The following is a 21,540-nucleotide window of genomic DNA, read 5'->3' on the forward strand; positions in this document are numbered from 1 at the left end:
GACAGAGACAGAGACAGAGACAGAGATCTAAGCGGCGGTTTGGTTGGGCTAAGTAGGCCAAACGTAAACGTTGTCGTTATTTTCACTTAAGGCCGGACATATTAGGCGAATGGCTCATATACTATACAAAGGACGAAAATGTCAGCACGGTCAGTGCAACAATTCCGCCGGAAGAGTGGTGAGCATAAATGAAAATATCGGATTTCCAAGCCAAAGATGTTATTAATATAGTGGACGGCAAAAAGCTGGGACATATAAGCGACCTGGAGCTTGATCTGCGACAAGGACGAATCGATTTCATCGTCGTGCCTCAGATTACGAAGGTATTCGGCTTCTTCGGCAATGGCGGCACGGAGGTCGTCATCCCTTGGCGCAACATTGTCAAGATAGGTGCGGACGTGGTGCTCGTCCGAATGGATGAAGCCAAGTCTATTCGGGATGAAGAGGATGAGTTGCATGTGCGGACCTGAGCGTATACACTTGTAGAATACAAGTCGCTGCCCGAAGATGCGCAGCGCTTAACGACAGTTTGCAAGAGGTGATCCGCATGGAACCGTTTCGACGCAAAGATGGAACAGCGAAGGAACCTTCGCTTTTTTTGTTGTCTCAATGGATGGATGGCGCACCCGGACTTACGGCAGGATTTTCCGGAAGGGCGGGAGGCTTCAGCTCCGCACCCTGGAATAGCTTGAATATCGGGCTGCATGTAGGGGATAAGCAAGGCGATGTCATCGAAAATCGAAAATTACTGACGGAAGATATCGGTTGGCCGTTTGAAGCATGGACCTGTGCGGAGCAGATCCATGGAGCCGCCGTCCATCAGGTGCGCGAAGGAGATAAAGGCCGCGGACGATCGTCGATGAAAGATACCATCCAAGGCTGCGATGGAATCATGACGGATGTAGAGGGTATTCTGCTAACGTCTTTCTACGCCGATTGCGTCCCGTTGTACTTCTTTGATCCGGAGCATCGGGCGGTAGCGCTTGCTCATGCGGGTTGGAGAGGGACGGTAGGAGGCATTGCCGCAGAGACCGTTCGTCGAATGTCTGAGGCATACGGCACTCGTCCTGAGCGATTGATTGCCGCAATCGGTCCATCCATTGGCGAATGCTGTTATGAAGTAGACGGTCAAGTCATTGCCGAAGTCGAAGCTTTGATGAACCGGCTTGGATTAAGCGAGACTTTGGCCTTGACCTGCATGATTCCCGAGGCAAGCGGCAAAGCGAGACTGAACTTGAAAGAATTAAACCGACAGATTATGATAAAAGCAGGAATTTTGCCGACTCGTATCGAATTAAGCAAGTGGTGCACGGGATGCAGGGCTGATCTTTTCTTCTCCCACCGCATGGAAGGCGGCAAGACAGGCCGTATGGCCAGCTGGATCGGAATGGCAGAAAGGTGATTGTTCAAGATGACTATACAGGATCGCATACAACAGGTTGAGCGCAGAATAGAAGATGCTTGCCTCCGTTCAGGGCGTAAACGCGACGAAATCGGCGTTGTTGCAGTAACCAAATATGTATCGCTGGAGCGGACCAAAGAAGCTTACGAGAGCGGCCTTCGACATCTCGGGGAGAATCGATGGCAGGACGCGGAAGCCAAGTGGCGCACGCTTAATGAAGAATCGCCAGTAGAAGATAGCCCAATCTGGCATTTCATCGGATCCTTGCAGAGCCGCAAGGCAAAGGATGTAGTTGGCAAATTTCATTTCATCCATTCCTTGGACAGGCTGTCCCTGGCTGAGGCGATACATAAGCAAGCCGTAAAGTTGAATGTTATCGTATCTTGTTTCATTCAAGTGAACGTATCCGGTGAAGAGAGAAAACACGGAATCGAGCCGGCAGAACTGCAAGGTTTCTTAGGCGCTCTTAAGGAATATCCAACCATTAAACCCATTGGATTGATGACCATGGCCCCTTACGAGCTGGAAGCGGAAGCTGCCAGACCCGTATTCCGAAGCTTGCGGGAGCTAAGGGACGAGATGCTGGCAACAGGCGCGGCAGACGAGTCCTTTACGCAATTGTCCATGGGGATGTCCGGGGACTTCGAGGTAGCGATCGAGGAGGGTGCAACCTGGATCAGATTGGGTAGTATTCTAGTAGGAAAAGAGGAGGATGAGCTATGAGCGTGATGAACCGATTCATGAATTTTCTCGGTCTGCAAGAGGAAGAAGAAGTCGTGGAGAGAGAACGCGTCGCTCAGCAAGACGAGCAGGAACATGAAACCACAGCTTTCGAACAACGTAGAAACAACAGGAACAACTCTGCTGGCAGCGGTTCCGCCAACAATGTCGTCAGCATTCACTCGCAGAAGAACGTGCGCGTCGTGCTTAGCGAGCCGCGCTCGTACGACGAAGCGCAAGAGATCGCCGATCATCTGCGCTCCCGCCGGGCGGTTATTGTGAATCTTCAGCGCGTTCGCAGCGATCTTGCGCTTCGCATTGTTGATTTCTTGAGCGGTACGGTATACGCTTTAAACGGTAGCATCTCGAAGCTTGGACCGAACATCTTCCTGTGTACGCCTGATTCGGTTGAAATTCAAGGGGCCATTACAGAAATGCTTGCTGAAGAGAACGATTACACTAAAATGAGGTGACCTTGAATTGTTTGAATTACAAGTTATTAATTTTATTGGTCTCGCATTAAACATCTACAGCTATCTCATCATCGGATATGTCTTGTTGTCTTGGTTCCCGAATGCTCGGGAAAGCTTCATTGGACAATTTTTAGGGAAAATCGTGGAGCCTTACATCGGCATATTCCGCAGATTTATCCCGCCAATCGGCGGCGTGCTGGATCTGTCGCCGATCATCGCGCTTCTCGCTTTGAATTTCGTGCGGATGGGTCTGATTGCCGTTGTCGGATTCCTGTTCGGTATGGGCTAAGGCGATGAGTATGAAAGCAAGCATATATGAACATTTCCACCCGGAAGAGAAAACGTTCGTCGACCGGGCTGTGGAATGGGTCGAGCGGTCCGCACAGCTTCATGAGCTGAAGCGGACCGATTTTTTAGACCCGAGACAAGCGCAAATACTGTCCATGCTGGCAGGACGCAATGCCGATGTCACGATACGTCTGGAAGGCGGTTATCCCGAGGCAGAGCGCCGGCGAGCCCTCATAGCGCCCGACTACCGCAGCCTGGATGACGAGTCTGCGGCTATTGCCGTACTTGCCGTCCATGCGAGCGGGAACGGCCACCTGGAGCTGGATCATGGCGACTTCCTGGGGGCGTTGCTCGGGCTAGGCATTAAACGCGATCGAATAGGCGATATCCATGTCCATGAGAGCTTCGCTCACATTATCGTCACCGATGAAATCGCCGATTATTTGAATATCCATCTGCGCCAAGTTCACCGTTTAGCCGTTTTGACAGAGCTGCTTCCCATTGAGAAGCTGCAGGCGCTGCTCCCCAAGCTGGAGGAGATGAGCTTGACGGTCGCTTCCATGCGTCTGGACGGCATCGCAAGCGACGTCTACCGGATTAGCCGCTCGAAGATTGTGGATCCCATCAAAGCCGGGCGCTGCAGAGTGAACTGGAAAACGGAAGAGGATCCCTCCGAGCCTCTGAAGGAAGGCGACGTCGTGTCGATTAAGGGGCTTGGCCGATTTAAGGTGCTCGAGGTAGAAGGAGTTACTAAAAAGGGACGAATACGGGTCACTATCGGCAAATTTGTGTAAGGAAACTATTGTCGAAATCATGGCTTTCGTACACAAATAGTTTTATGCGGCAGCAGGAAAAAGGGATAACGTTGTCGAATCCTACTCTTCAACAGGCTGGCGTATTGCGAACGGAGAATCCGTCGTCCGCCACGTAATAACTTCATACGAGGGGGTGCTCCAATGCCGTTATCGCCATTGGACATACATAATAAGGAATTTTCCCGCAGATTACGCGGATACGATGAAGACGAAGTGAATGAATTCCTTGATCAGGTCATTAAGGATTATGAATCCCTGATTCGCGAGAACAAGGAAATTCAGAACCAAATGCTTTCGCTGCAAGAGAGGCTGAACCACTTCTCCAATATCGAAGAAACCCTCAGCAAAACGATTATCGTCGCGCAGGAAGCGGCCGACGAGGTACGCAACAATGCAAAGAAGGAAGCTCAGCTGATCATTAAGGAAGCCGAGAAGAATGCCGATCGCATCGTCAACGATTCGCTCAACAAGTCCCGCAAGGTCGCCCTGGAAGTGGAAGAACTGAAGAAGCAGGCGTCGATCTACCGCGCGCGGTTCCGCACGCTTGTGGAAGCGCAGCTAGAGCTGCTGTCGCAGGACGGCTGGGAGACGCTGGATTCGTCCAGCCGCGATTCGGAGCGCGAATTGTTGAGGGGTTAGGGGCTGGCTGGAGACAGCTTCGATGTTTGCATGAGTAATCTTGCGACAATATCGTTTGACATTCGTTCAAGAATTCGTTATAACTTAACTATTAAAGACAACATAAGATGAATGTAACTTCAATGACGAGAACAAGTACGTATCGGAATCATTCCACAGAGAGCCGGCGATTGCTGCAAGCCCGGCGTATGAGCCGTTACCGAATATCCTCTCCGAGAAGCGCCGCCTAACCTGCGAGAAGTGCAGCATTAAGCGTCGACGGACAGTCCTCCGTTACAGGGACCGCGAATCGAAGTCGGGTTCGCAGACAAGGTGTCGCAGCCGCTGATCGTCGTCGGGATGATCGGAGAGTTCCTATGGTGGAGCTGTACAGGCTGCGGAACAAGGGTGGTATCGCGAGCAAACCTCGTCCCTTTACAGGGGCGGGGTTTATTTTATTTTTTGCCGACATATCAAGTGAAGGAGCTGTTGAGTAATGCAACGCGTAGACGTTAAGGAACGCGCGCGCAGCCGCGAGCTGCGGGTACTGGCGCAATGGAAAGAAGAGGACACGTTCAGGAAATCGATCGAGAACCGGGCCGGCAAGCCGAATTTCGTCTTTTACGAGGGACCGCCGACAGCCAATGGAGCGCCGCATATCGGCCACGTGCTCGGACGGGTAATCAAGGACTTTATTTGCCGATACAAGACGATGTCCGGATACCGTGTCGTGCGCAAAGCGGGTTGGGATACGCATGGCTTGCCTGTTGAACTTGGCGTCGAGAAGCAGCTGGGCATCTCCGGCAAGCAGGAAATCGAAAATTACGGCGTAGAAGCTTTTGTGAAAAAGTGCAAGGACAGCGTGTTCGAGTACGAGAAGCAATGGCGAGAATTGACGGAAGGCATCGCCTACTGGACGGATCTGGATAATCCATATATTACGCTGAAGAACGAATATATCGAGAGCGTGTGGCATATCTTGTCCACGATTCACAAAAAAGGGCTGCTGTACCGCGGCCATCGGGTAAGCCCGTATTGCCCTTGCTGTCAGACGACGCTGAGCTCGCATGAAGTCGCGCAAGGCTACGAGGACGTAAAGGATCTTAGCGCGACCGCGAAATTCAAGCTGCAGGATTCCGGCGAATTCATCCTGGCTTGGACGACGACGCCTTGGACTCTCCCGGCGAACGTAGCGCTTGCCGTAAACGCCGAACTTGATTATGTTCGCGCGTCGAAGGACGGCGAGGTTTACATTGTGGCAGCCGCATTGGCGGAGTCCGTCCTGAAGGAGAATTTCGAAATCCTGTCCACCGTGAAAGGCGCGGAACTGGTAGGCCGTTCTTACGAGCCGCCGTTCCGATACGTGCCAATCGAGAAAGGCCATATCGTTATTGCCGGCGACTTCGTCAGCGACAGCAGCGGTACGGGCATTGTCCATATCGCGCCTGCGCACGGCGAAGACGACTACAAAGTCGCCCGCGCGAACGGCATCAGCATGCTGAGCGTCGTAAACAATGCCGGACGCTATGTAGACGAGGTAACGGAGCTTGCGGGACGTTTCGTCAAGGATTGCGATGTCGACATCGTGAAGATGCTTAGCGAGAAGGGGCTGCTCTACTCCAAGGAGCGTTATGAGCACAGCTATCCGTTCTGCTGGCGCTGCAAATCGCCGCTTCTGTATTATGCAACGGAAAGCTGGTTCATCGAGACGACGGCGGTCAAGGATCAGCTCATCGCGAACAACAGCAAGGTGGACTGGTACCCGGGCCATATCCGCGAAGGCCGTTTCGGCAAGTTTCTGGAGGATCTGGTCGATTGGAACATCAGCCGCAACCGTTACTGGGGCACGCCGCTTAACGTTTGGGTTTGCGAGGCGACAGGACAGCAGTATGCACCGGACAGCATCGCGGATTTACGTGCCCGTGCGGTTGGTGAAGTGCCTGAGGATATTGAGCTTCATAAGCCGTATGTAGACGACATTCTGCTGAAGTCGCCGTTCTCGGAAGGCGCCGTTATGAGACGTACGCCGGAGGTAATCGACGTTTGGTTCGACAGCGGCTCCATGCCGTTCGCCCAGCAGCATCATCCGTTCGGAGATGAAGCGACGTTCGAGGAGCAATATCCCGCGGACATCATTTGCGAAGGCATCGACCAGACGCGCGGCTGGTTCTTCAGCCTGTTGGCCGTATCCACGCTCTATAATGGCAAGGCGCCGTACAAGGCGGTTATCTCGACGGGACATATCCTGGACGAGAACGGACAGAAGATGTCCAAATCAAAGGGTAACGTTATCGATCCATGGGAGATCATCAACGAGTACGGAACGGACGCATTCCGTTGGGCGCTTCTTGCAGACAGCGCACCTTGGAACAGCAAACGATTCTCGCGCGGCATTGTAGGCGAAGCAAAGTCCAAAGTTATAGACACAATCGTCAATACGCACGCGTTCTACGCCTTGTACGCAACAATTGACGGCTTTGATCCTGCGCAGCACAAATCAAGTAGATCGGACAACAAGCTCGACCGCTGGATTACGTCGAGGATGAACAGCCTGATTGCTCAAGTTTCCAAAGGTTTGGATAGCAACGACTTCCTGAATCCGGCCAAAGCGATCGAGAACTTCGTGGATGAGCTCAGCAACTGGTACATCCGCCGTTCGCGCGATCGGTTCTGGGGAAGCGGCCTCTCGGCCGATAAGATAGCTGCATATACGACGCTGCGCGACGTGCTGATGACGTTATCTCGTCTGATCGCCCCATACGCTCCGCTTCTCGCGGACGACGTGTACCGCAATCTCGGCGGCGAAGACAGCGTCCATCTGGCCGAGTTCCCGGCTGTGGATGAATCGCTGATCGATGCCGCGCTGGAACGGGATATGGACAGCGCGAAACAAATTGTCGAGCTTGCGCGGAATGTGCGGAACGAAACATCCATCAAGACGCGCCAGCCGTTATCGGAGTTGATCGTATCGCTGGATCGCGACTTCGCGATTGCCGAATACGAGGAAATCATCAAGGACGAAATCAACGTCAAGGCCATCACCGTTCAAACCTCGGACAGCGGTTTTGTTGATTTCACTTTGAAGCTTAATCTCAAGGTTGCCGGCAAGAAATACGGCAAATACGTAGGCCCTATCCAGGCATCCCTGAAAGCCATGACGCCAGAGGATACACGCGCCGTTGTTAACGGAGGAGGCTACTCCTTCTCGACCAACGACGGGGAGTCGCTGGAAATCTCCATCGATGAGCTGCTTGTGGAGAAACAAGCGAAGTCGGGCTTCGCATCGGCATCGGACAGCGGCGTGACCGTCGCGCTAAATACCGACATTACTCCGGAGCTGGAGCAAGAGGGATGGGTTCGCGAGGTGATTCGCGCCGTTCAGGACACGCGCAAGAAGCTGGATCTGCCCATCGAGAAACGCATCGACCTTGTACTGGACGCCGAGCAGACGCTTCAAGAGGCGCTACGGACATTCGAGAGCGTGTTGAACGAAAACGTATTGCTTCAATCCCTATCCTTCGGGGTAGAGGAAGGCATGGACCGAGTTTCCCTTGGCGATAAGGAAATTGGCATTTTCATCAAGGGTTAAGGTTATAGTATAAGAGTGAGAAGCCCGCTTGCCGCCATGCCGGCGGAGCGGGCTTTCCTTGTTCTGTAACGGAGGTGTAATGTTGCGATGCGAATGAAACGGGATAACTCGAAGTGGACGGACGACAAAGAAGCGAGGAAAGAGCCGAAGCAAGCCAAACACGAAACCCAGTCTGCCGTGCACGAGCCTAAGGACCTCACCGTGCTTCAAAGATCGCTGGAAGCCGTTGACAAGAGGCTGGAGAACGTAGCCACCAATATGGAACGTACCCATATTGCGGAGTACGTCGATCTGCTCAACAAGCCCTTAAAGCTAATCTGGCGCAACCTGCTTGCCGGAACGGCAAGAGGCATCGGTATCGCAATTGGATTTACTTTTTTTGCTGCCACGATTTTGTATGTGCTTCGAATTCTCGGTGCGCTCAACCTGCCCATCATCGGCGATTACATTGCGGATATCGTGAAGATCGTACAGATTCAGCTGGAGGGCAAACAATATTAGAGGTTGTTCAAAAAGTCCGCTTCCCATTACGAAGTATTTCTAGAAGCTTACTCGACGTCGAATATTGAATTCAGCCGAACCTTCCGGTGCTCACGTAGCTTCCACTACGCTCCGCTCCTCAGGTTCTAGCTTCATCCAATCTTCTACAGCGTTTTTGAAAAAAACGCAGCATCGGAAGCATACGCTATTGTACTGAGAACCGAACTTTTTGAACTCGCACTATTAATGAAGCGTTCTTGCGATAAGCGTTAATTCTCATCGTATTGATCATCGTATTGCAGGTCGAAATCGCCTTCGTTGCTATGCATGTACCGTTCGTATTCCCGATTGCGCACGATCGTGACGTGACGGCCGGTAATGTCTGTTGCCACAAAGCTTTCGAGCGGCTCCACGAAGCCGTCGTTTTCGTCCGCTTCTATGCCAATGTGGTCGTAATCGGCGACGTCCCGGTTCTCCGACATGGCAGGCGAATCCGCATTGCCGAAGCGCTCTACGATCTGCCAGGCATCCTCGCCATCGAAGCCGTTATATTCATGTTCGTCGAGGCTGCTTCTGCCGAACGGAGGCTTTAGAAATATTTCCTCGACGGGACGATTATCGCTCACGATGTTTCGCGGTGCATGATCGATGCAATAGAGGGTGTCAGGTGCGGCATCGAGACGCTCGAACGGTATATCCTTGCCGCATGCGACGCAAGTTCCGTAGCTGCCCTTGTCCATGGCGTCGAGGGCGGTTTCGATTCGTCTAAGGTGCAACTCCTCTTGCTCCAGAAGCGCAATGTCCTTTTCGCGTTCATACAGCTCGGATGCGACATCTCCGGGATGATTGTCGATAGGCGAGAGCTCGCCTGTAGAATCGCGCAAAGCTTCGGACAGTCCATCATGTTCGTTCTGCTCTAACCGTGATTCGATATCGGCTTGGTCATCCGTTAATCTGCTTCTGAGCAGGTCGCGTTGCGATTTCGATAATGAGTTCATGGAATGGGGCACCATCCTTTGTTGATCATTCTTCGTCTTGTCCTGCGTAGTTTCTGCCGAATGGCCGGATTTCAGTATGGACATGCATGGAAGCCTGGTTATTGCACATCGTACCCGCATGATGCCCGCCTCGCCGCGTTGGCTCCGTACCCGTTCCTGTGCTACACTATGTGGAGCGGTCGTATGTGCCGGAATACATAGCCATCTCAAACTTTATAGGAGTGATCCCATGCGTGTTTTCTTGTATTATCTGCTAGCTGTATTCGTGTTCGTGCTCGACTTTATTACCAAAAAAATCGTAGCGACCCGAATGGAGCTGTACGACGAGATCAGCGTGATCGGCAATTTCTTTCTGATCACTTCGCACCGGAACAGAGGCGCCGCATTTGGCATTCTGCAGGAGCAGCGAACGTTCTTCATCATTATTACGACCGTTATTTTAATCGGGCTGATTACTTATATTCAGCTCATGCGCAAATCCGGCAAGCCGATTCTGCTGACGGGCCTCGCGCTTGTGCTGGGCGGCGCAGTCGGCAATTTCATTGATCGCGTTCGCTTCGGCGAGGTTGTCGACTTTTTCAAGTTCAACTTTGGCAGCTATACGTTCCCGATCTTCAATATTGCGGATTCCGGCATCGTGATCGGCGTCGGATTGATTTTGCTGGATACGCTGCTCGTCGCCAGGGATGAGAAAAGAAAACAAAACCAAGAGCAAAACAAGGAGCCCGAACAACATGAGCAGCAACCTGTCTCTTGATCGCGAGGACGATCTGGAATGGCGGATACGGCCTGAAACGGCTGGAGAACGCACGGACAAATTTATAGTGGATCAACTTGCCGAGCTTGGACAAGCCGGCTTGTCGCGCACGCAAGTGCAGGAATGGATCAGAGAAGGCGCAGCTACGGTAAACGGACGTTCGATCAAAGCGAATTACAAGCTGAGCGAAGGAGATACCGTCGTCCTGGTCATTCCCGAGGCGCAAGAAGCGGATATTAAGCCTGAAAATATCCCTCTCGACATTGTGTATGAAGACAGTGATCTCATCGTCATCAATAAACCGCGAGGGATGGTCGTCCATCCCGCTCCCGGACATTCCTCCGGGACGGTTGTCAACGCGTTAATGTATCATTGCAAAGACTTGAGCGGAATCAACGGTTTGCTAAGGCCGGGTATCGTGCATCGGATCGATAAGGATACGACGGGCTTGTTGATGGCCGCCAAAAATGATCTTGCGCACGTCTCTCTGGCAGAGCAGCTCAAAGAGCATAGCGTCACGCGCAAATACATCGCGCTCGTGCATGGAAAACTGCCGCATGACCAAGGAACCGTGGACGCCCCGATCGGCAGGGATGCTGCCGATCGCAAGCTGTTTACCGTCACGGATCGCAACAGCAAGACGGCCGTCACTCATTTCGTCGTGCTGGAGCGAATCGGCGAAGACTATTCGCTGTTAGAGCTCCAGCTCGAGACTGGACGCACGCATCAAATCCGCGTCCATATGAAGTATATCGGCCATCCGCTGGCCGGAGATCCAGTCTACGGACGCAATAAGACGGTTCCGCTGAACGGACAGGCCCTGCATGCGGCAGTGCTTGGTTTCACGCATCCGCGTACGGGAAAGAGGCTGCATTTTGAAGCAGCCTTGCCAAGCGATATGGAACAAATTCTGGTTAATCTGCGTCACCGCTAACAAGTGCAAACTTTTGCTCACATTCTGCATGATGCTTGTCGTCCAAGTACGATATCCTATATTCAATCGGATAAAAATCGAAACAAGGACAGGTGAATGCAAGTGACATCCATTAACCAGAACTATTTGGAGCTGCAAGGCAGCTATTTATTTTCCGAAATCGCAAAACGCCGTACGAAATTTATGCAAGAGAATCCCCAAGCCGAAATTATTAGTCTGGGTATCGGCGATGTAACGCGCGGCTTGCCGGAAGCTGTGCTTAAAGCAATGCACGGAGCGGTAGACGAGCTGGCGCAGCCGGTTTCGTTCCGAGGTTATGGCCCGGAGCAAGGCTACGACTTTTTGGTCAATGCGATCATCGAAAACGACTACAGGAGCCGTGGCGTGGAAATCGCGTCGAATGAAGTATTCGTGTCGGACGGCTCCAAGTGCGACGTAGGCAATATCCAGGAGATCTTTAGCGCGGACAGCATTGTAGCGGTTCAAGATCCTGTATACCCGGTTTATGTAGATACAAACGTTATGGCAGGACGCTCCGGAAAGTACAACGGGGAGACGAAACGCTACGATAATATCGTCTACCTGGCGTGCACGGCGGAGAACGACTTCAAGCCGCTTCTGCCGGACCGCAAAGTGGATCTGATCTACCTGTGCTATCCAAACAATCCGACTGGCATGACGCTGACGAAGGACGAGTTGAAGGTTTGGGTAGACTATGCTCGCGAAAACAATTGCCTTATTCTGTTTGACTCCGCGTACGAAGCCTTCATCCAGGAGGATGACGTTCCGCATAGCATCTACGAAGTGGAAGGCGCCAAGGAAGTCGCGATCGAATTCCGCAGCTTCTCCAAGACAGCCGGCTTTACTGGCGTACGCTGCGCTTACACGGTAGTGCCGCGCGGGCTCAAAGGCCTTGACGCTGCCGGCAACTCCGTCGTGATCAACGACCTGTGGAATCGACGCCATACAACGAAATTCAATGGCGTCTCCTACGTGACGCAACGCGGCGCCGAAGCGATCTATTCCGCGGAGGGCAAAGCACAAATCTCCGAGCTGATAGACTATTACATGACGAACGCGGGCATTATCCGCGACGGTCTCGCTTCCATCGGACTGGAAGTGTTCGGCGGCGTAAACGCTCCTTACATTTGGCTAAAGACGCCGCAAGGCATGGATTCCTGGAGCTTCTTCGACAAACTTTTGTCCGAAGCCAATATCGTCGGTACTCCGGGCGTAGGCTTCGGTCAAAGCGGTCAAGGCTACTTCCGCCTGACGGCATTCGGCAGCCGCGAGAACACGGTTAAGGCGGTCGAACGGATCCGCAAGCTGAGCTTGTAAGGCAGTTTGATCGAACATGAACGTATTGCCAACGCTACCCTTGAATAGGCTGCCGGATTGGACGAACACTAACCACGACTTCTGTAACCAACCGTTTTCATTCGACAACATCGGCTATGATGGCTTTGACTATTGACATTGCTTGTCGAACGTGGGATAATTCCAATGATACTAAGCAGAACCTTTAACTCAGTCCCGAGAGGCTGGCAAGGTAGCGTGAATATTGGTCATTAATGGACGGAATTGGACAATCCACCCGCATTCGTGTTTTCGAAATCATGATGCGACGAGTGGGCTCCGATTTTTTCCCGACTGGTCACAGACTCCTTGCGGACATCTTCGCATGGAGTCTTTTTGTATGACCGACGTCGGGACGCGCTAAATGTTGGACGACAAGGAATCATCGGATGAGGCGAGGCAGAAAGGAGCGCGGACATGGCAGAAGAAGAACATCTGGTCATTATGGACGATACGGCGATACGTCGTGCGCTTACGCGGATCGCTCATGAAATCGTCGAGAAGAACAAGGGCATTGACGATTGCGTAATCGTCGGCATTCGGACTCGCGGCGTCTACATTGCAAATCGGGTAGCCGAACGCATCGGCGAGATCGAAGGCAAGCCGGTACCGGTACGGGAACTTGATATTACGCAATATCGGGACGATCGCCAAGACGAATCGGTTGCGACGGCCAAGATGGAATCGGCTGCCGCACTCGGCGAGATTGACGGAATCCCATTCCGGACGAAGGACAAACGGATCATTCTGTTCGACGACGTATTATATACCGGACGTACGATAAGGGCTGCCATGGACGCGCTGATGGATTGCGGGAGACCGCGCAGCATTCAACTTGCCGTGCTCGTGGACCGCGGCCATCGCGAACTTCCCATCCGGCCGGACTTTGTCGGCAAAAACGTGCCAACCTCCAAACAAGAACAAATCCAAGTATCGCTTCAGGAGATCGACTTGAAGGATCAAGTGACCATCATTCATCATAGGGGGTAAGCGGCATGACGGTAACGCAACTGAAGGAGCGCAGCATGCTCGGTCTGAAAGAGCTCAACAAGGCGGAAATTGAAGGTATTTTGGATCGGGCGGCATACTGGGAGAACCATCCATCCAAAGTGCACTCGCATATGGCTGGAAAATTCGCTGCAAACATGTTCTTCGAGAACAGCACGCGGACACGCTTTTCGTTTGAAGTCGCGGAAAAAAGGCTTGGAGCGGAAGTGATCAACTTCTCCGCTGCTGCTTCCAGCGTGCAGAAGGGCGAGTCGATTTACGATACGGTGCGCACTCTTGAATCCATGGGCATAGACGTCGGCATTATCCGGCTAAAGCCGATCGGCGTTCTCGCTGAACTGGCCGAGAAGATCAAGGTGCCGCTCATTAACGCCGGCGACGGCAATAATGAACATCCGACACAGGCGCTGCTGGATATGTACACGATTCGCAAACATTTTGGCAGCAGCCTGCAAGGGCTAAACGTATCCATTATCGGGGACATACTGCATAGCCGAGTAGCGCGTTCCAACTTGTACGGACTTCGCAAGATGGGAGCGAACGTCAGCTTCTGCGCCCCGGACAATATGAGAGCGATGGAACTGGATGCACCATATATTCCGATAGAAGAAGCGATTCAATCTGATGTCGTCATGATGCTGCGCGTACAGCTGGAGCGTCATGAGAGCGGCATGCTGAACTCGGCGGAATCCTATCGCGAACAGTTCGGAATGACGGCGGAACGTGCTTCGCGAATGAATTCGCATGCCATCATCATGCATCCGGCGCCAGTAAATCGGAACGTGGAGATCGACGACGAGCTGGTGGAGCATCCGCAATCGAGAATTTTCCCGCAGATGGAAAACGGGGTTCCGGTAAGAATGGCGGTTGTGGAGCGGGCGCTAAGTTAGACAATCAGCTGGTCAGCTGTCCAGCTTCATTATAAGAGCCTCTTGTAAGGCAGGCGAGACAGAATCGGACTTTTGGGTCGAATGGAGATGTCAACATGTCATTATGGATTAAGAACGGCAATGTCTGGAACGAGGGGACAAAACGTCTCGAGAGCAAACATATCCGTATCGAGGACGGCATCATAGCCGAGCTTCTCGATAGCGGAGCGGATGTCGACACAGGCTCGGCAGATGCTGTGGACGCAGGAGGCAAGCTGGTGTCGGCAGGCTTTATCGACATGCACGTACACTTGCGGGATCCGGGCTTCGAACATAAGGAAGACATCATTACGGGCTCGCGCTCCGCAGCCAAAGGCGGATTTACAACAATCGCCTGCATGCCGAACACGCGCCCGGTCATCGATAAGCCGGAGACGGTCAAATATGTGGTCGACAAAGCGAAAAATGCCGGTATCGTAAAGGTGCTGCCTTATGCAGCCATCACCAAGAACGAACTGGGCCGAGAGCTGACCGACTTCGCCGCTCTTAAGGAAGCAGGCGCGATCGGTTTCACGGACGACGGCGTAGGCGTACAAAATGCGCAGATGATGAAAGACGCGATGGCGCTGGCTCGATCGCTCGACATGCCGGTCATCGCACACTGCGAGGATGATACGCTTGTGGAGGGCGCTTGGGCATCGGAAGGCGAATTCTCCCGCAAGCACGGCATCAAAGGAATCCCGAACGAATCGGAAGCCATCCATGTAGGCCGCGACGCTCTGCTGGCCGAAGCTACCGGCGTTCATTACCATGTCTGCCATGTCAGCACGGAGCAGTCGGTCAGACTTATCCGTCTGGCCAAGTCGGTCGGTACAAAAATTACCGCAGAAGTTTGCCCGCATCACCTGATCTTGTCGGATGAGGATATCCCGGGGCTCGATGACGCTAACTGGAAGATGAACCCGCCTCTTCGCACGCCGCGCGATGTTCAAGCCGTAATCGAGGGTCTGGAGGACGGCACGATCGACATGATCGTCACCGACCATGCGCCGCACAGCGCAGAAGAGAAGGCTCGCGGAGTTGATCTTGCGCCATTTGGGATCGTTGGCTTCGAGACGGCATTCCCGCTGCTCTACACGAAGTTCGTCGAAACCGGCCGCTGGAGTCTCGGATTCCTGCTGGAGAAAATGACGAAGGACCCTGCACGCGTGTTCCGGTTAAACACGGGAAGGCTGGAGGTTGGGGCGCCTGCCGACATCACGATCGTCGATCTGGAGAGCGAAAGAGCGGTAAATCCGGCAGATACGCTGTCCAAGAGCAGCAATACGCCTTTCGGCGGATGGCAGCTCAAGGGTTGGCCGGTAACGACAATCGTGAATGGAAACATTGTTTGGTCGAAATAACTTTGGAAATAGATGTTTGAACAACCTTACTAACAGCTGAGGAGTGAGACGGATGCAAGCAAGATTATTGTTGGAAGACGGAACGTTGTTCACCGGTCTGTCCTTCGGTGCGGAAACGCAAATGACGGGCGAGGTCGTTTTTAATACAGGTATCACAGGTTATCAAGAGGTGCTCTCCGATCCATCCTATTGCGGACAGATCGTTACGATGACCTATCCATTGATCGGCAACTACGGCATTACGCGCGATGACTTCGAAGCGCTGCGCCCTCACATTCACGGCTTCGTCGTTCGCCGCCATGAGCCTGTTCCGAGCAACTGGCGCGCGCAATATTCGCTGGGGCAACTGCTGAAGGAGTACGGCATTCCCGGCATCAGCGATATCGATACGCGCATGCTGACTCGCAAGCTACGTCATTTCGGCACGATGAGAGGATTGATCACGACTGGCAACGAAAAAGTGGAAGAACTGGCCGAACGCCTGAACGCATCTCAACTGCTGAGAGATCAGGTAGCACGCACATCCACCAAAAATGTTTTCTCCAGTCCTGGCAACCGCGAGCGCATCGTATTGGTCGACTTTGGCGCCAAAAGCGGCATCCTGCGCGAATTGACGCAACGCGGCTGCGACGTAGTCGTAGTTCCGCATGACACGACGGCAGACCAGATTCGCCGCTTGGCACCTGACGGCATACAGCTGTCCAACGGCCCTGGGGACCCGAAAGACGTACCGCATGCCGTGAAGATGATTTCCGAGTTGATCGGCGAATTCCCGATCTTCGGCATCTGCCTTGGTCATCAGCTGTTCGCGCTGGCTTGCGGAGCAGATACGGGCAAGCTGAAATTCGGTCATCGCGGCGGCAACCATCCTGTCAAGGAGCTGGCTACAAACCGCTGCTACATTACATCGCAGAACCATGGCTATACGGTGCTTGACCATACGGTTCACGGCACGCAGCTGACAGTTACGCACATCAACAACAATGACAAAACAATCGAAGGCTTGAAGCATAACGTGCACCCTGCCTTCTCCGTTCAATATCATCCGGAGGCAGCGCCTGGTCCGTTCGATTCCAGCTACCTGTTCGACGAATTCCTTGAGATGATCCGCGAGCACAAAAAAAACAACCCGCAAAAACCTCGTCAAGCCGTCTTGTCGGAGACGTTGAAAGGAGAGCTTGAGTATGCCCAGAAATAATGAATTGAAAAAAATTCTCGTGATCGGCTCCGGGCCGATCGTGATCGGACAAGCGGCGGAGTTCGACTATGCCGGTACGCAAGCTTGCCAGGCACTAAAAGAAGAAGGCTACGAGGTTGTGCTTATTAACAGCAACCCGGCTACGATCATGACCGATACGAACATGGCGGATAAGGTTTATATCGAACCGATCACGCTGGAGTTCGTCTCCCAGATCATTCGCCAGGAACGTCCTGACGGCTTGCTGCCGACGCTTGGCGGTCAAACCGGCCTTAACATGGCAGTAGAGCTGGCGCGTGCAGGCGTGTTGGAGCGCGAGAACGTTAAGCTTCTTGGCACGCAGCTAATCGCCATCGAGAAAGCGGAAGACCGCGACTTGTTCCGCGAACTGATGCGCGAGCTGGAGCAGCCGGTGCCTGAGAGCGAGATCGTTACGACGGTTGAAGCCGCCGTCGACTTCGCGAACTCCATCGGTTATCCAATCATCGTTCGGCCTGCGTACACGCTTGGCGGTACAGGCGGAGGCATCTGCGCGAACGAAGAAGAGCTTCGCGAAATCGTGGCTTCCGGCATTCGCTACAGCCCGATCAGCCAGTGTCTCATCGAGAAGTCGATAGCCGGCATGAAGGAAGTCGAATACGAAGTGATGCGCGACGCGAACGACAACTGCATCGTCGTCTGCAATATGGAGAACTTCGACCCGGTCGGCGTGCACACGGGCGACAGCATCGTAGTTGCGCCTTCGCAGACGTTGTCCGACCGCGAGTACCAGATGCTTCGTTCCGCGTCGCTTAAAATCATCCGCTCGCTCAATATCGAAGGCGGCTGCAACGTGCAATTCGCGCTGGATCCGCACAGCTATCAATACTACGTCATCGAAGTGAATCCGCGTGTAAGCCGTTCATCCGCGCTGGCTTCCAAAGCGACGGGATATCCGATCGCGAAGATGGCTGCGAAGATCGCGGTAGGCTACACGTTGGATGAGCTGGTTAACCCGGTTACGGGTCAAACTTACGCATGCTTCGAGCCGACGCTCGACTATATCGTATCGAAGATTCCGCGTTGGCCGTTCGACAAGTTCGTTAGCGCCAACCGCAAGCTCGGAACTCAGATGAAAGCTACCGGCGAAGTTATGGCCATCGGCCGCACCTTCGAAGAATCCATCCATAAAGCTGTTCGTTCACTGGAGATCGGCGCTCACCGTCTGCATCTCAAGGAAGCGGGTTCTCTGGAAGAGTCGGTACTGCGCAATCGCCTGGAGAAGCCGGATGACGAGCGCATGTTCCTCGTAGCGGAAGCATTCCGCCGCGGTTTCTCCCTGCAAGAGATTCAAGACATCACGAAAATCGACTGGTGGTTCCTTGACAAAATCGAGTCCATCGTCGCTTTCGAAGACCGTTTGCGCAAGGAAGCAACGCTGTCGGCGGGAACCCTGTACGAAGCGAAGCGCAAAGGGTTCTCCGACCGCTCCATCGCGGAAATCCGCAAGGAAGGTTTCCCGAACGGCAGCCATACAACAGAAGCGGAGGTTCGCGCATTCCGATTGCAGAATGGACTAAAGCCGGTCTACAAGATGGTTGATACGTGCGCGGCCGAGTTCGAAGCGACTACACCGTACTACTACTCCACGTACGAGGTGGAGAACGAAGTGACGGAGACGACTAAACAAAAGGTTCTCGTACTCGGCTCCGGTCCAATCCGGATCGGTCAAGGCATCGAGTTCGACTACTCGACCGTTCACGCGGTGTGGGCGATCCAGAACGCGGGGTACGAAGCTGTTATCATCAATAACAACCCGGAGACGGTGTCGACGGACTTCAGCACTTCCGACCGCCTCTACTTCGAACCGCTTTTCTTCGAGGACGTTATGAACGTCATCGAACAAGAGAATCCGATCGGCGTAATCGTGCAATTCGGCGGCCAAACCGCAATCAACCTTGCTGCGCCTCTGGTTAAAGCAGGCGTACGCATTTTGGGCTCCAGCCTGGAGAGCATCGACGCGGCGGAAGACCGCAAGAAGTTCGAAGCGCTGCTTCGCAAGCTGAACATCGCGCAGCCGGAAGGCAGCACGGTAACATCGGTCGAAGAAGCGGTTGTAACGGCACAGAAGCTCGGTTATCCGGTGCTTGTACGTCCATCGTACGTTCTGGGCGGACGGGCTATGGAGATCGTATACTCCGATGAGGAACTGCTAAACTACATGGAAGTAGCCGTGAAGATCAATCCGGAGCATCCGGTACTGATCGACCGCTACATGATGGGCAAGGAAGCGGAAGTCGACGCGATCTGCGACGGAGAGACGGTTCTGATCCCGGGCATTATGGAGCATGTCGAGCGCGCAGGCGTTCACTCCGGCGACTCCATTGCGGTCTACCCGCCGCAATCGCTCTCGGATGACATCAAGCAGCAGATCGTTGAAATTACAATCAAGATCGCGAAAGAACTCGAGGTCATCGGTCTCGTTAACATCCAATACGTAATTCACAATGAGAAAGTGTATGTGATCGAGGTTAACCCGCGTTCGTCCCGTACGGTTCCGTTCCTGAGCAAAGTGACGAACCTGCCGATGGCGAACCTGGCGACCAAAGCGATTCTCGGCACAACGCTTGCTTCTCAGGGCTATGTGGACGGTCTGTGGCCGGAAGACGAATACGTCTCCGTCAAGGTGCCGGTCTTCTCCTTCGCCAAGCTGCGCCGCGTCGACCCGACGCTGACTCCGGAGATGAAGTCGACGGGCGAAGTAATGGGACGCGACGTGCAGTATGCGAAAGCACTGTACAAAGGTCTCATCGGCGCAGGCATGAAAATTCCGACATCCGGAACTATCATCGCTACCGTGGCCGACAAGGACAAAGAAGAAGCGGTGGAGCTGCTTCGAGGCTTCAACCAAATCGGTTATAAAATTATGGCAACCGGCGGTACGGCGGATGCGCTGGAAGCTGCAGGCTTGTATGTGCAACGCGTGAACAAGCTGAGCGAAGGTTCGCCGAACATTCTAGACATGGTCCGCGAAGGCAAAGCGCAATTCGTCGTCAATACGCTGACGAAAGGCAAGGCGCCTGAGCGCGACGGCTTCCGCATACGCCGCGAAGCAGTCGAGAACGGAGTCGTTTGCATGACATCGCTTGATACGGTCCGTGCGCTTCTCCGCATGATGGAGACGATCAACTTCTCGTCCCATGCCATGCCTGTGCTGAGCAAATCCGGCAAATAACAAGTAAATAGGGGGAATTGCAGATGAAGCTGACAAGCGAACAGGCCGCGAAACGCATCATGGTGGCTCTGGATTATCCGGACGCCGCGGCGGCCGAACGACTGATCGAGGAGCTGAAGGGCATTCCCTGTTATATGAAGGTGGGTTTGCAGCTGTTTTATGCTGCAGGCCCATCCTTTGTGGAGAGCCTTAAGAAACGCGGATATTACGTCTTCCTGGATGTCAAAATGCACGATATACCGAATACCGTCAAAGGCGGAGCGAGCAGCGTAACGAAGCTGGGCATCGATATGTTTAATGTCCATGCAGGGGGCGGCACAGCCATGATGGAGGCTGCGATGGAAGGCGTTCAAGCAGCGCTCCCTAACGGCAGTACCGCGCCAGCGGTCATCGCGGTGACGCAGCTTACGAGCACGAGCGTCTCTGTTATGAACGAACAGATCGGCATACCCGGCCCAGTGGAAGAGTCGGTCATTCGTTATGCAAAGTTGGCAAGAACGGCAGGTCTGCAAGGCGTCGTCGCTTCACCGTCCGAGGTCGTCGCGATCAAGTCCGCTTGCGGCGCTAATTTCGTCACGGTAACGCCTGGCATACGTCCTGCCGGTTCTGATGTCGGAGACCAATCCCGCATCATGACACCGGGCGAGGCGTTACGCCAAGGAACGGATTACATGGTTATCGGAAGACCGATAACGGCGTCGCCGGAGCCGCGCGCCGCGATTGAATCTATCATCGAGGAGCTGATTGCAGTTGACTAAGCTGACATTATCGAATTTGCCCCAAGAGATCGCGAAGAGCCTGCTGAAGATTGGAGCCGTTGCGCTTCGTCCGAACGAACCGTTTACATGGACATCGGGTCTCAAATCGCCGATCTATTGCGATAACCGCTTGACGATGGGTTATCCCGAGATTCGCGATATGATCGCAGAGGGATTCGCGACGATCATACGCGAGCGTTATCAAGATGCAGCGATCATTGCGGGCACGTCGACAGCGGGCATTCCGCATGCCGCTTGGGTGTCGCAGAAGCTGAACCTGCCTATGGCATACATTCGCGATAAGGCGAAGGGACATGGCAAACAGAATCAGATCGAAGGCCGCATCGCCGAAGGTCAGAAGGTTATCGTCATCGAAGACCTGATCTCGACGGGCGGCAGCTCGCTGAAGGCGGCTCAAGCCGTTCGTGAAGCGGGCGGCGAAGTGCTGGCCGTACTCGCGATCTTCACGTATCAATTTGATTCCGCCGCAAAGTCCTTCGAAGATGATGGATTCCAGCTTGAGACGCTGTCGAACTACTCGGCGCTTATACAAGAAGCGGCGCAGCAAGGGCTCGTGGCAGAAGCTGATGTAGCGACGCTTCAAGCATGGCGCCAAAATCCTCAATCGTTCGGGAAGTAACGATATTCTCTGACGTACTT

At 53.5% G+C, this 21,540-nt stretch carries 20 protein-coding genes and 1 other annotated feature; of the genes, 19 read left to right on the forward strand and 1 reads right to left on the reverse strand.

The annotated features are described in order from the left end of the window. The first annotated feature begins 188 nt into the window (after positions 1-188). From KJW29_RS06275 to KJW29_RS06315, 9 genes are all read left to right on the forward strand, one after another. Positions 189-470, forward strand: a complete 282-nt coding sequence (locus KJW29_RS06275) for a YlmC/YmxH family sporulation protein (protein ID WP_214629150.1) — start codon at positions 189-191, stop codon at positions 468-470. Between the two features lie 77 nt (positions 471-547). Then, on the forward strand, positions 548-1,402 hold the full coding sequence (gene pgeF / locus KJW29_RS06280; RefSeq protein ID WP_214629151.1) for a peptidoglycan editing factor PgeF: 855 nt from the start codon (positions 548-550) through the stop codon (positions 1,400-1,402). Positions 1,403-1,411: 9 nt separating this feature from the next. Continuing rightward, positions 1,412-2,125 carry a YggS family pyridoxal phosphate-dependent enzyme gene (locus KJW29_RS06285; protein ID WP_214629152.1) on the forward strand — a complete coding sequence of 238 codons (714 nt, stop codon included), beginning with the start codon at positions 1,412-1,414 and terminating at the stop codon, positions 2,123-2,125. Next, positions 2,122-2,595 (forward strand): cell division protein SepF, encoded by a 474-nt coding sequence (locus tag KJW29_RS06290; protein ID WP_214629153.1) that lies wholly within the window; start codon positions 2,122-2,124, stop codon positions 2,593-2,595. The genes KJW29_RS06285 and KJW29_RS06290 overlap by 4 nt, the downstream gene beginning before the upstream one ends. A 7-nt stretch (positions 2,596-2,602) precedes the next feature. After that, entirely contained in the window at positions 2,603-2,884 is a 282-nt protein-coding gene (locus tag KJW29_RS06295; protein ID WP_187099863.1) for a YggT family protein, read from the forward strand. A 10-nt stretch (positions 2,885-2,894) separates the two neighbouring features. Further along, positions 2,895-3,677 carry a YlmH family RNA-binding protein gene (locus tag KJW29_RS06300; protein ID WP_214629154.1) on the forward strand — a complete coding sequence of 261 codons (783 nt, stop codon included), beginning with the start codon at positions 2,895-2,897 and terminating at the stop codon, positions 3,675-3,677. Between the two features lie 162 nt (positions 3,678-3,839). Next, on the forward strand, positions 3,840-4,337 hold the full coding sequence (locus tag KJW29_RS06305; RefSeq protein WP_087567704.1) for a DivIVA domain-containing protein: 498 nt from the start codon (positions 3,840-3,842) through the stop codon (positions 4,335-4,337). Positions 4,338-4,450: 113 nt separating this feature from the next. Continuing rightward, positions 4,451-4,754: a binding site (T-box leader), on the forward strand. Positions 4,755-4,812: 58 nt separating this feature from the next. After that, positions 4,813-7,905, forward strand: a complete 3,093-nt coding sequence (gene ileS / locus KJW29_RS06310; protein ID WP_214629155.1) for an isoleucine--tRNA ligase — start codon at positions 4,813-4,815, stop codon at positions 7,903-7,905. 87 nt (positions 7,906-7,992) lie between these two features. After that, positions 7,993-8,406 (forward strand): DUF5665 domain-containing protein, encoded by a 414-nt coding sequence (locus KJW29_RS06315; protein WP_343222749.1) that lies wholly within the window; start codon positions 7,993-7,995, stop codon positions 8,404-8,406. A gap of 248 nt (positions 8,407-8,654) precedes the next feature. On the opposite strand, the gene KJW29_RS06320 is transcribed toward KJW29_RS06315, so the two are convergent. Then, a complete protein-coding gene (locus KJW29_RS06320) occupies positions 8,655-9,383 on the reverse strand; it encodes a TraR/DksA C4-type zinc finger protein (RefSeq protein WP_214629156.1) in 729 nt (242 codons plus the stop codon). Positions 9,384-9,612: 229 nt separating this feature from the next. Here KJW29_RS06320 and lspA point away from each other — a divergent pair, with 229 nt between their 5' ends. The 10 genes from lspA to pyrE all read left to right on the forward strand — a co-directional run bounded on the left by lspA (position 9,613) and on the right by pyrE (position 21,520). Further along, a complete protein-coding gene (gene lspA, locus KJW29_RS06325) occupies positions 9,613-10,140 on the forward strand; it encodes a signal peptidase II (protein WP_087567706.1) in 528 nt (175 codons plus the stop codon). Further along, positions 10,118-11,074: an RluA family pseudouridine synthase gene (locus KJW29_RS06330; RefSeq protein ID WP_214629157.1), complete on the forward strand. Its 957-nt coding sequence runs from the start codon at positions 10,118-10,120 to the stop codon at positions 11,072-11,074. The genes lspA and KJW29_RS06330 overlap by 23 nt, the downstream gene beginning before the upstream one ends. A 96-nt stretch (positions 11,075-11,170) precedes the next feature. Continuing rightward, on the forward strand, positions 11,171-12,412 hold the full coding sequence (locus tag KJW29_RS06335) for an LL-diaminopimelate aminotransferase (protein ID WP_246608611.1): 1,242 nt from the start codon (positions 11,171-11,173) through the stop codon (positions 12,410-12,412). 435 nt (positions 12,413-12,847) lie between these two features. Beyond that, positions 12,848-13,420, forward strand: a complete 573-nt coding sequence (pyrR, locus tag KJW29_RS06340) for a bifunctional pyr operon transcriptional regulator/uracil phosphoribosyltransferase PyrR (protein WP_087567708.1) — start codon at positions 12,848-12,850, stop codon at positions 13,418-13,420. Positions 13,421-13,425: 5 nt separating this feature from the next. After that, positions 13,426-14,328, forward strand: coding sequence for an aspartate carbamoyltransferase catalytic subunit (locus KJW29_RS06345; RefSeq protein ID WP_214629159.1), 903 nt, complete (start codon positions 13,426-13,428; stop codon positions 14,326-14,328). Between the two features lie 95 nt (positions 14,329-14,423). After that, positions 14,424-15,710 (forward strand): dihydroorotase, encoded by a 1,287-nt coding sequence (locus tag KJW29_RS06350; RefSeq protein WP_214629160.1) that lies wholly within the window; start codon positions 14,424-14,426, stop codon positions 15,708-15,710. Between the two features lie 52 nt (positions 15,711-15,762). Then, positions 15,763-16,908 carry a carbamoyl phosphate synthase small subunit gene (locus KJW29_RS06355; protein WP_087567711.1) on the forward strand — a complete coding sequence of 382 codons (1,146 nt, stop codon included), beginning with the start codon at positions 15,763-15,765 and terminating at the stop codon, positions 16,906-16,908. After that, the gene (gene carB / locus KJW29_RS06360) at positions 16,895-20,122 is read left to right on the forward strand and encodes a carbamoyl-phosphate synthase large subunit (RefSeq protein WP_214629161.1); all 3,228 of its coding nucleotides are present in this window, start codon (positions 16,895-16,897) and stop codon (positions 20,120-20,122) included. The genes KJW29_RS06355 and carB overlap by 14 nt, the downstream gene beginning before the upstream one ends. 23 nt (positions 20,123-20,145) lie before the next feature. Then, positions 20,146-20,880, forward strand: a complete 735-nt coding sequence (gene pyrF / locus KJW29_RS06365) for an orotidine-5'-phosphate decarboxylase (RefSeq protein WP_214629162.1) — start codon at positions 20,146-20,148, stop codon at positions 20,878-20,880. Beyond that, on the forward strand, positions 20,873-21,520 hold the full coding sequence (gene pyrE, locus KJW29_RS06370) for an orotate phosphoribosyltransferase (RefSeq protein ID WP_281426334.1): 648 nt from the start codon (positions 20,873-20,875) through the stop codon (positions 21,518-21,520). Before pyrF ends, pyrE begins: the two co-directional genes overlap by 8 nt. The last annotated feature ends 20 nt before the right edge of the window (positions 21,521-21,540 follow it).

This window comes from Paenibacillus agaridevorans, from assembly GCF_018604145.1.
Taxonomy (GTDB): domain Bacteria; phylum Bacillota; class Bacilli; order Paenibacillales; family Paenibacillaceae; genus Pristimantibacillus; species Pristimantibacillus agaridevorans.

Coding starts and splice junctions, on each gene's coding strand:
- pyrR (WP_087567708.1), top strand. CDS start 12,848: ATGGCAGAAGAAGAACATCTGGTCATTATGGACGATACGGCGATACGT.
- ileS (WP_214629155.1), top strand. CDS start 4,813: ATGCAACGCGTAGACGTTAAGGAACGCGCGCGCAGCCGCGAGCTGCGG.
- KJW29_RS06350 (WP_214629160.1), top strand. CDS start 14,424: ATGTCATTATGGATTAAGAACGGCAATGTCTGGAACGAGGGGACAAAA.
- KJW29_RS06300 (WP_214629154.1), top strand. CDS start 2,895: ATGAAAGCAAGCATATATGAACATTTCCACCCGGAAGAGAAAACGTTC.
- KJW29_RS06345 (WP_214629159.1), top strand. CDS start 13,426: ATGACGGTAACGCAACTGAAGGAGCGCAGCATGCTCGGTCTGAAAGAG.
- KJW29_RS06320 (WP_214629156.1), bottom strand. CDS start 9,383: ATGAACTCATTATCGAAATCGCAACGCGACCTGCTCAGAAGCAGATTA.
- KJW29_RS06335 (WP_246608611.1), top strand. CDS start 11,171: ATGCAAGTGACATCCATTAACCAGAACTATTTGGAGCTGCAAGGCAGC.
- lspA (WP_087567706.1), top strand. CDS start 9,613: ATGCGTGTTTTCTTGTATTATCTGCTAGCTGTATTCGTGTTCGTGCTC.
- KJW29_RS06355 (WP_087567711.1), top strand. CDS start 15,763: ATGCAAGCAAGATTATTGTTGGAAGACGGAACGTTGTTCACCGGTCTG.
- KJW29_RS06305 (WP_087567704.1), top strand. CDS start 3,840: ATGCCGTTATCGCCATTGGACATACATAATAAGGAATTTTCCCGCAGA.
- KJW29_RS06330 (WP_214629157.1), top strand. CDS start 10,118: ATGAGCAGCAACCTGTCTCTTGATCGCGAGGACGATCTGGAATGGCGG.
- pgeF (WP_214629151.1), top strand. CDS start 548: ATGGAACCGTTTCGACGCAAAGATGGAACAGCGAAGGAACCTTCGCTT.
- KJW29_RS06285 (WP_214629152.1), top strand. CDS start 1,412: ATGACTATACAGGATCGCATACAACAGGTTGAGCGCAGAATAGAAGAT.
- carB (WP_214629161.1), top strand. CDS start 16,895: ATGCCCAGAAATAATGAATTGAAAAAAATTCTCGTGATCGGCTCCGGG.
- KJW29_RS06315 (WP_343222749.1), top strand. CDS start 7,993: ATGCGAATGAAACGGGATAACTCGAAGTGGACGGACGACAAAGAAGCG.
- pyrF (WP_214629162.1), top strand. CDS start 20,146: ATGAAGCTGACAAGCGAACAGGCCGCGAAACGCATCATGGTGGCTCTG.
- KJW29_RS06290 (WP_214629153.1), top strand. CDS start 2,122: ATGAGCGTGATGAACCGATTCATGAATTTTCTCGGTCTGCAAGAGGAA.
- KJW29_RS06275 (WP_214629150.1), top strand. CDS start 189: ATGAAAATATCGGATTTCCAAGCCAAAGATGTTATTAATATAGTGGAC.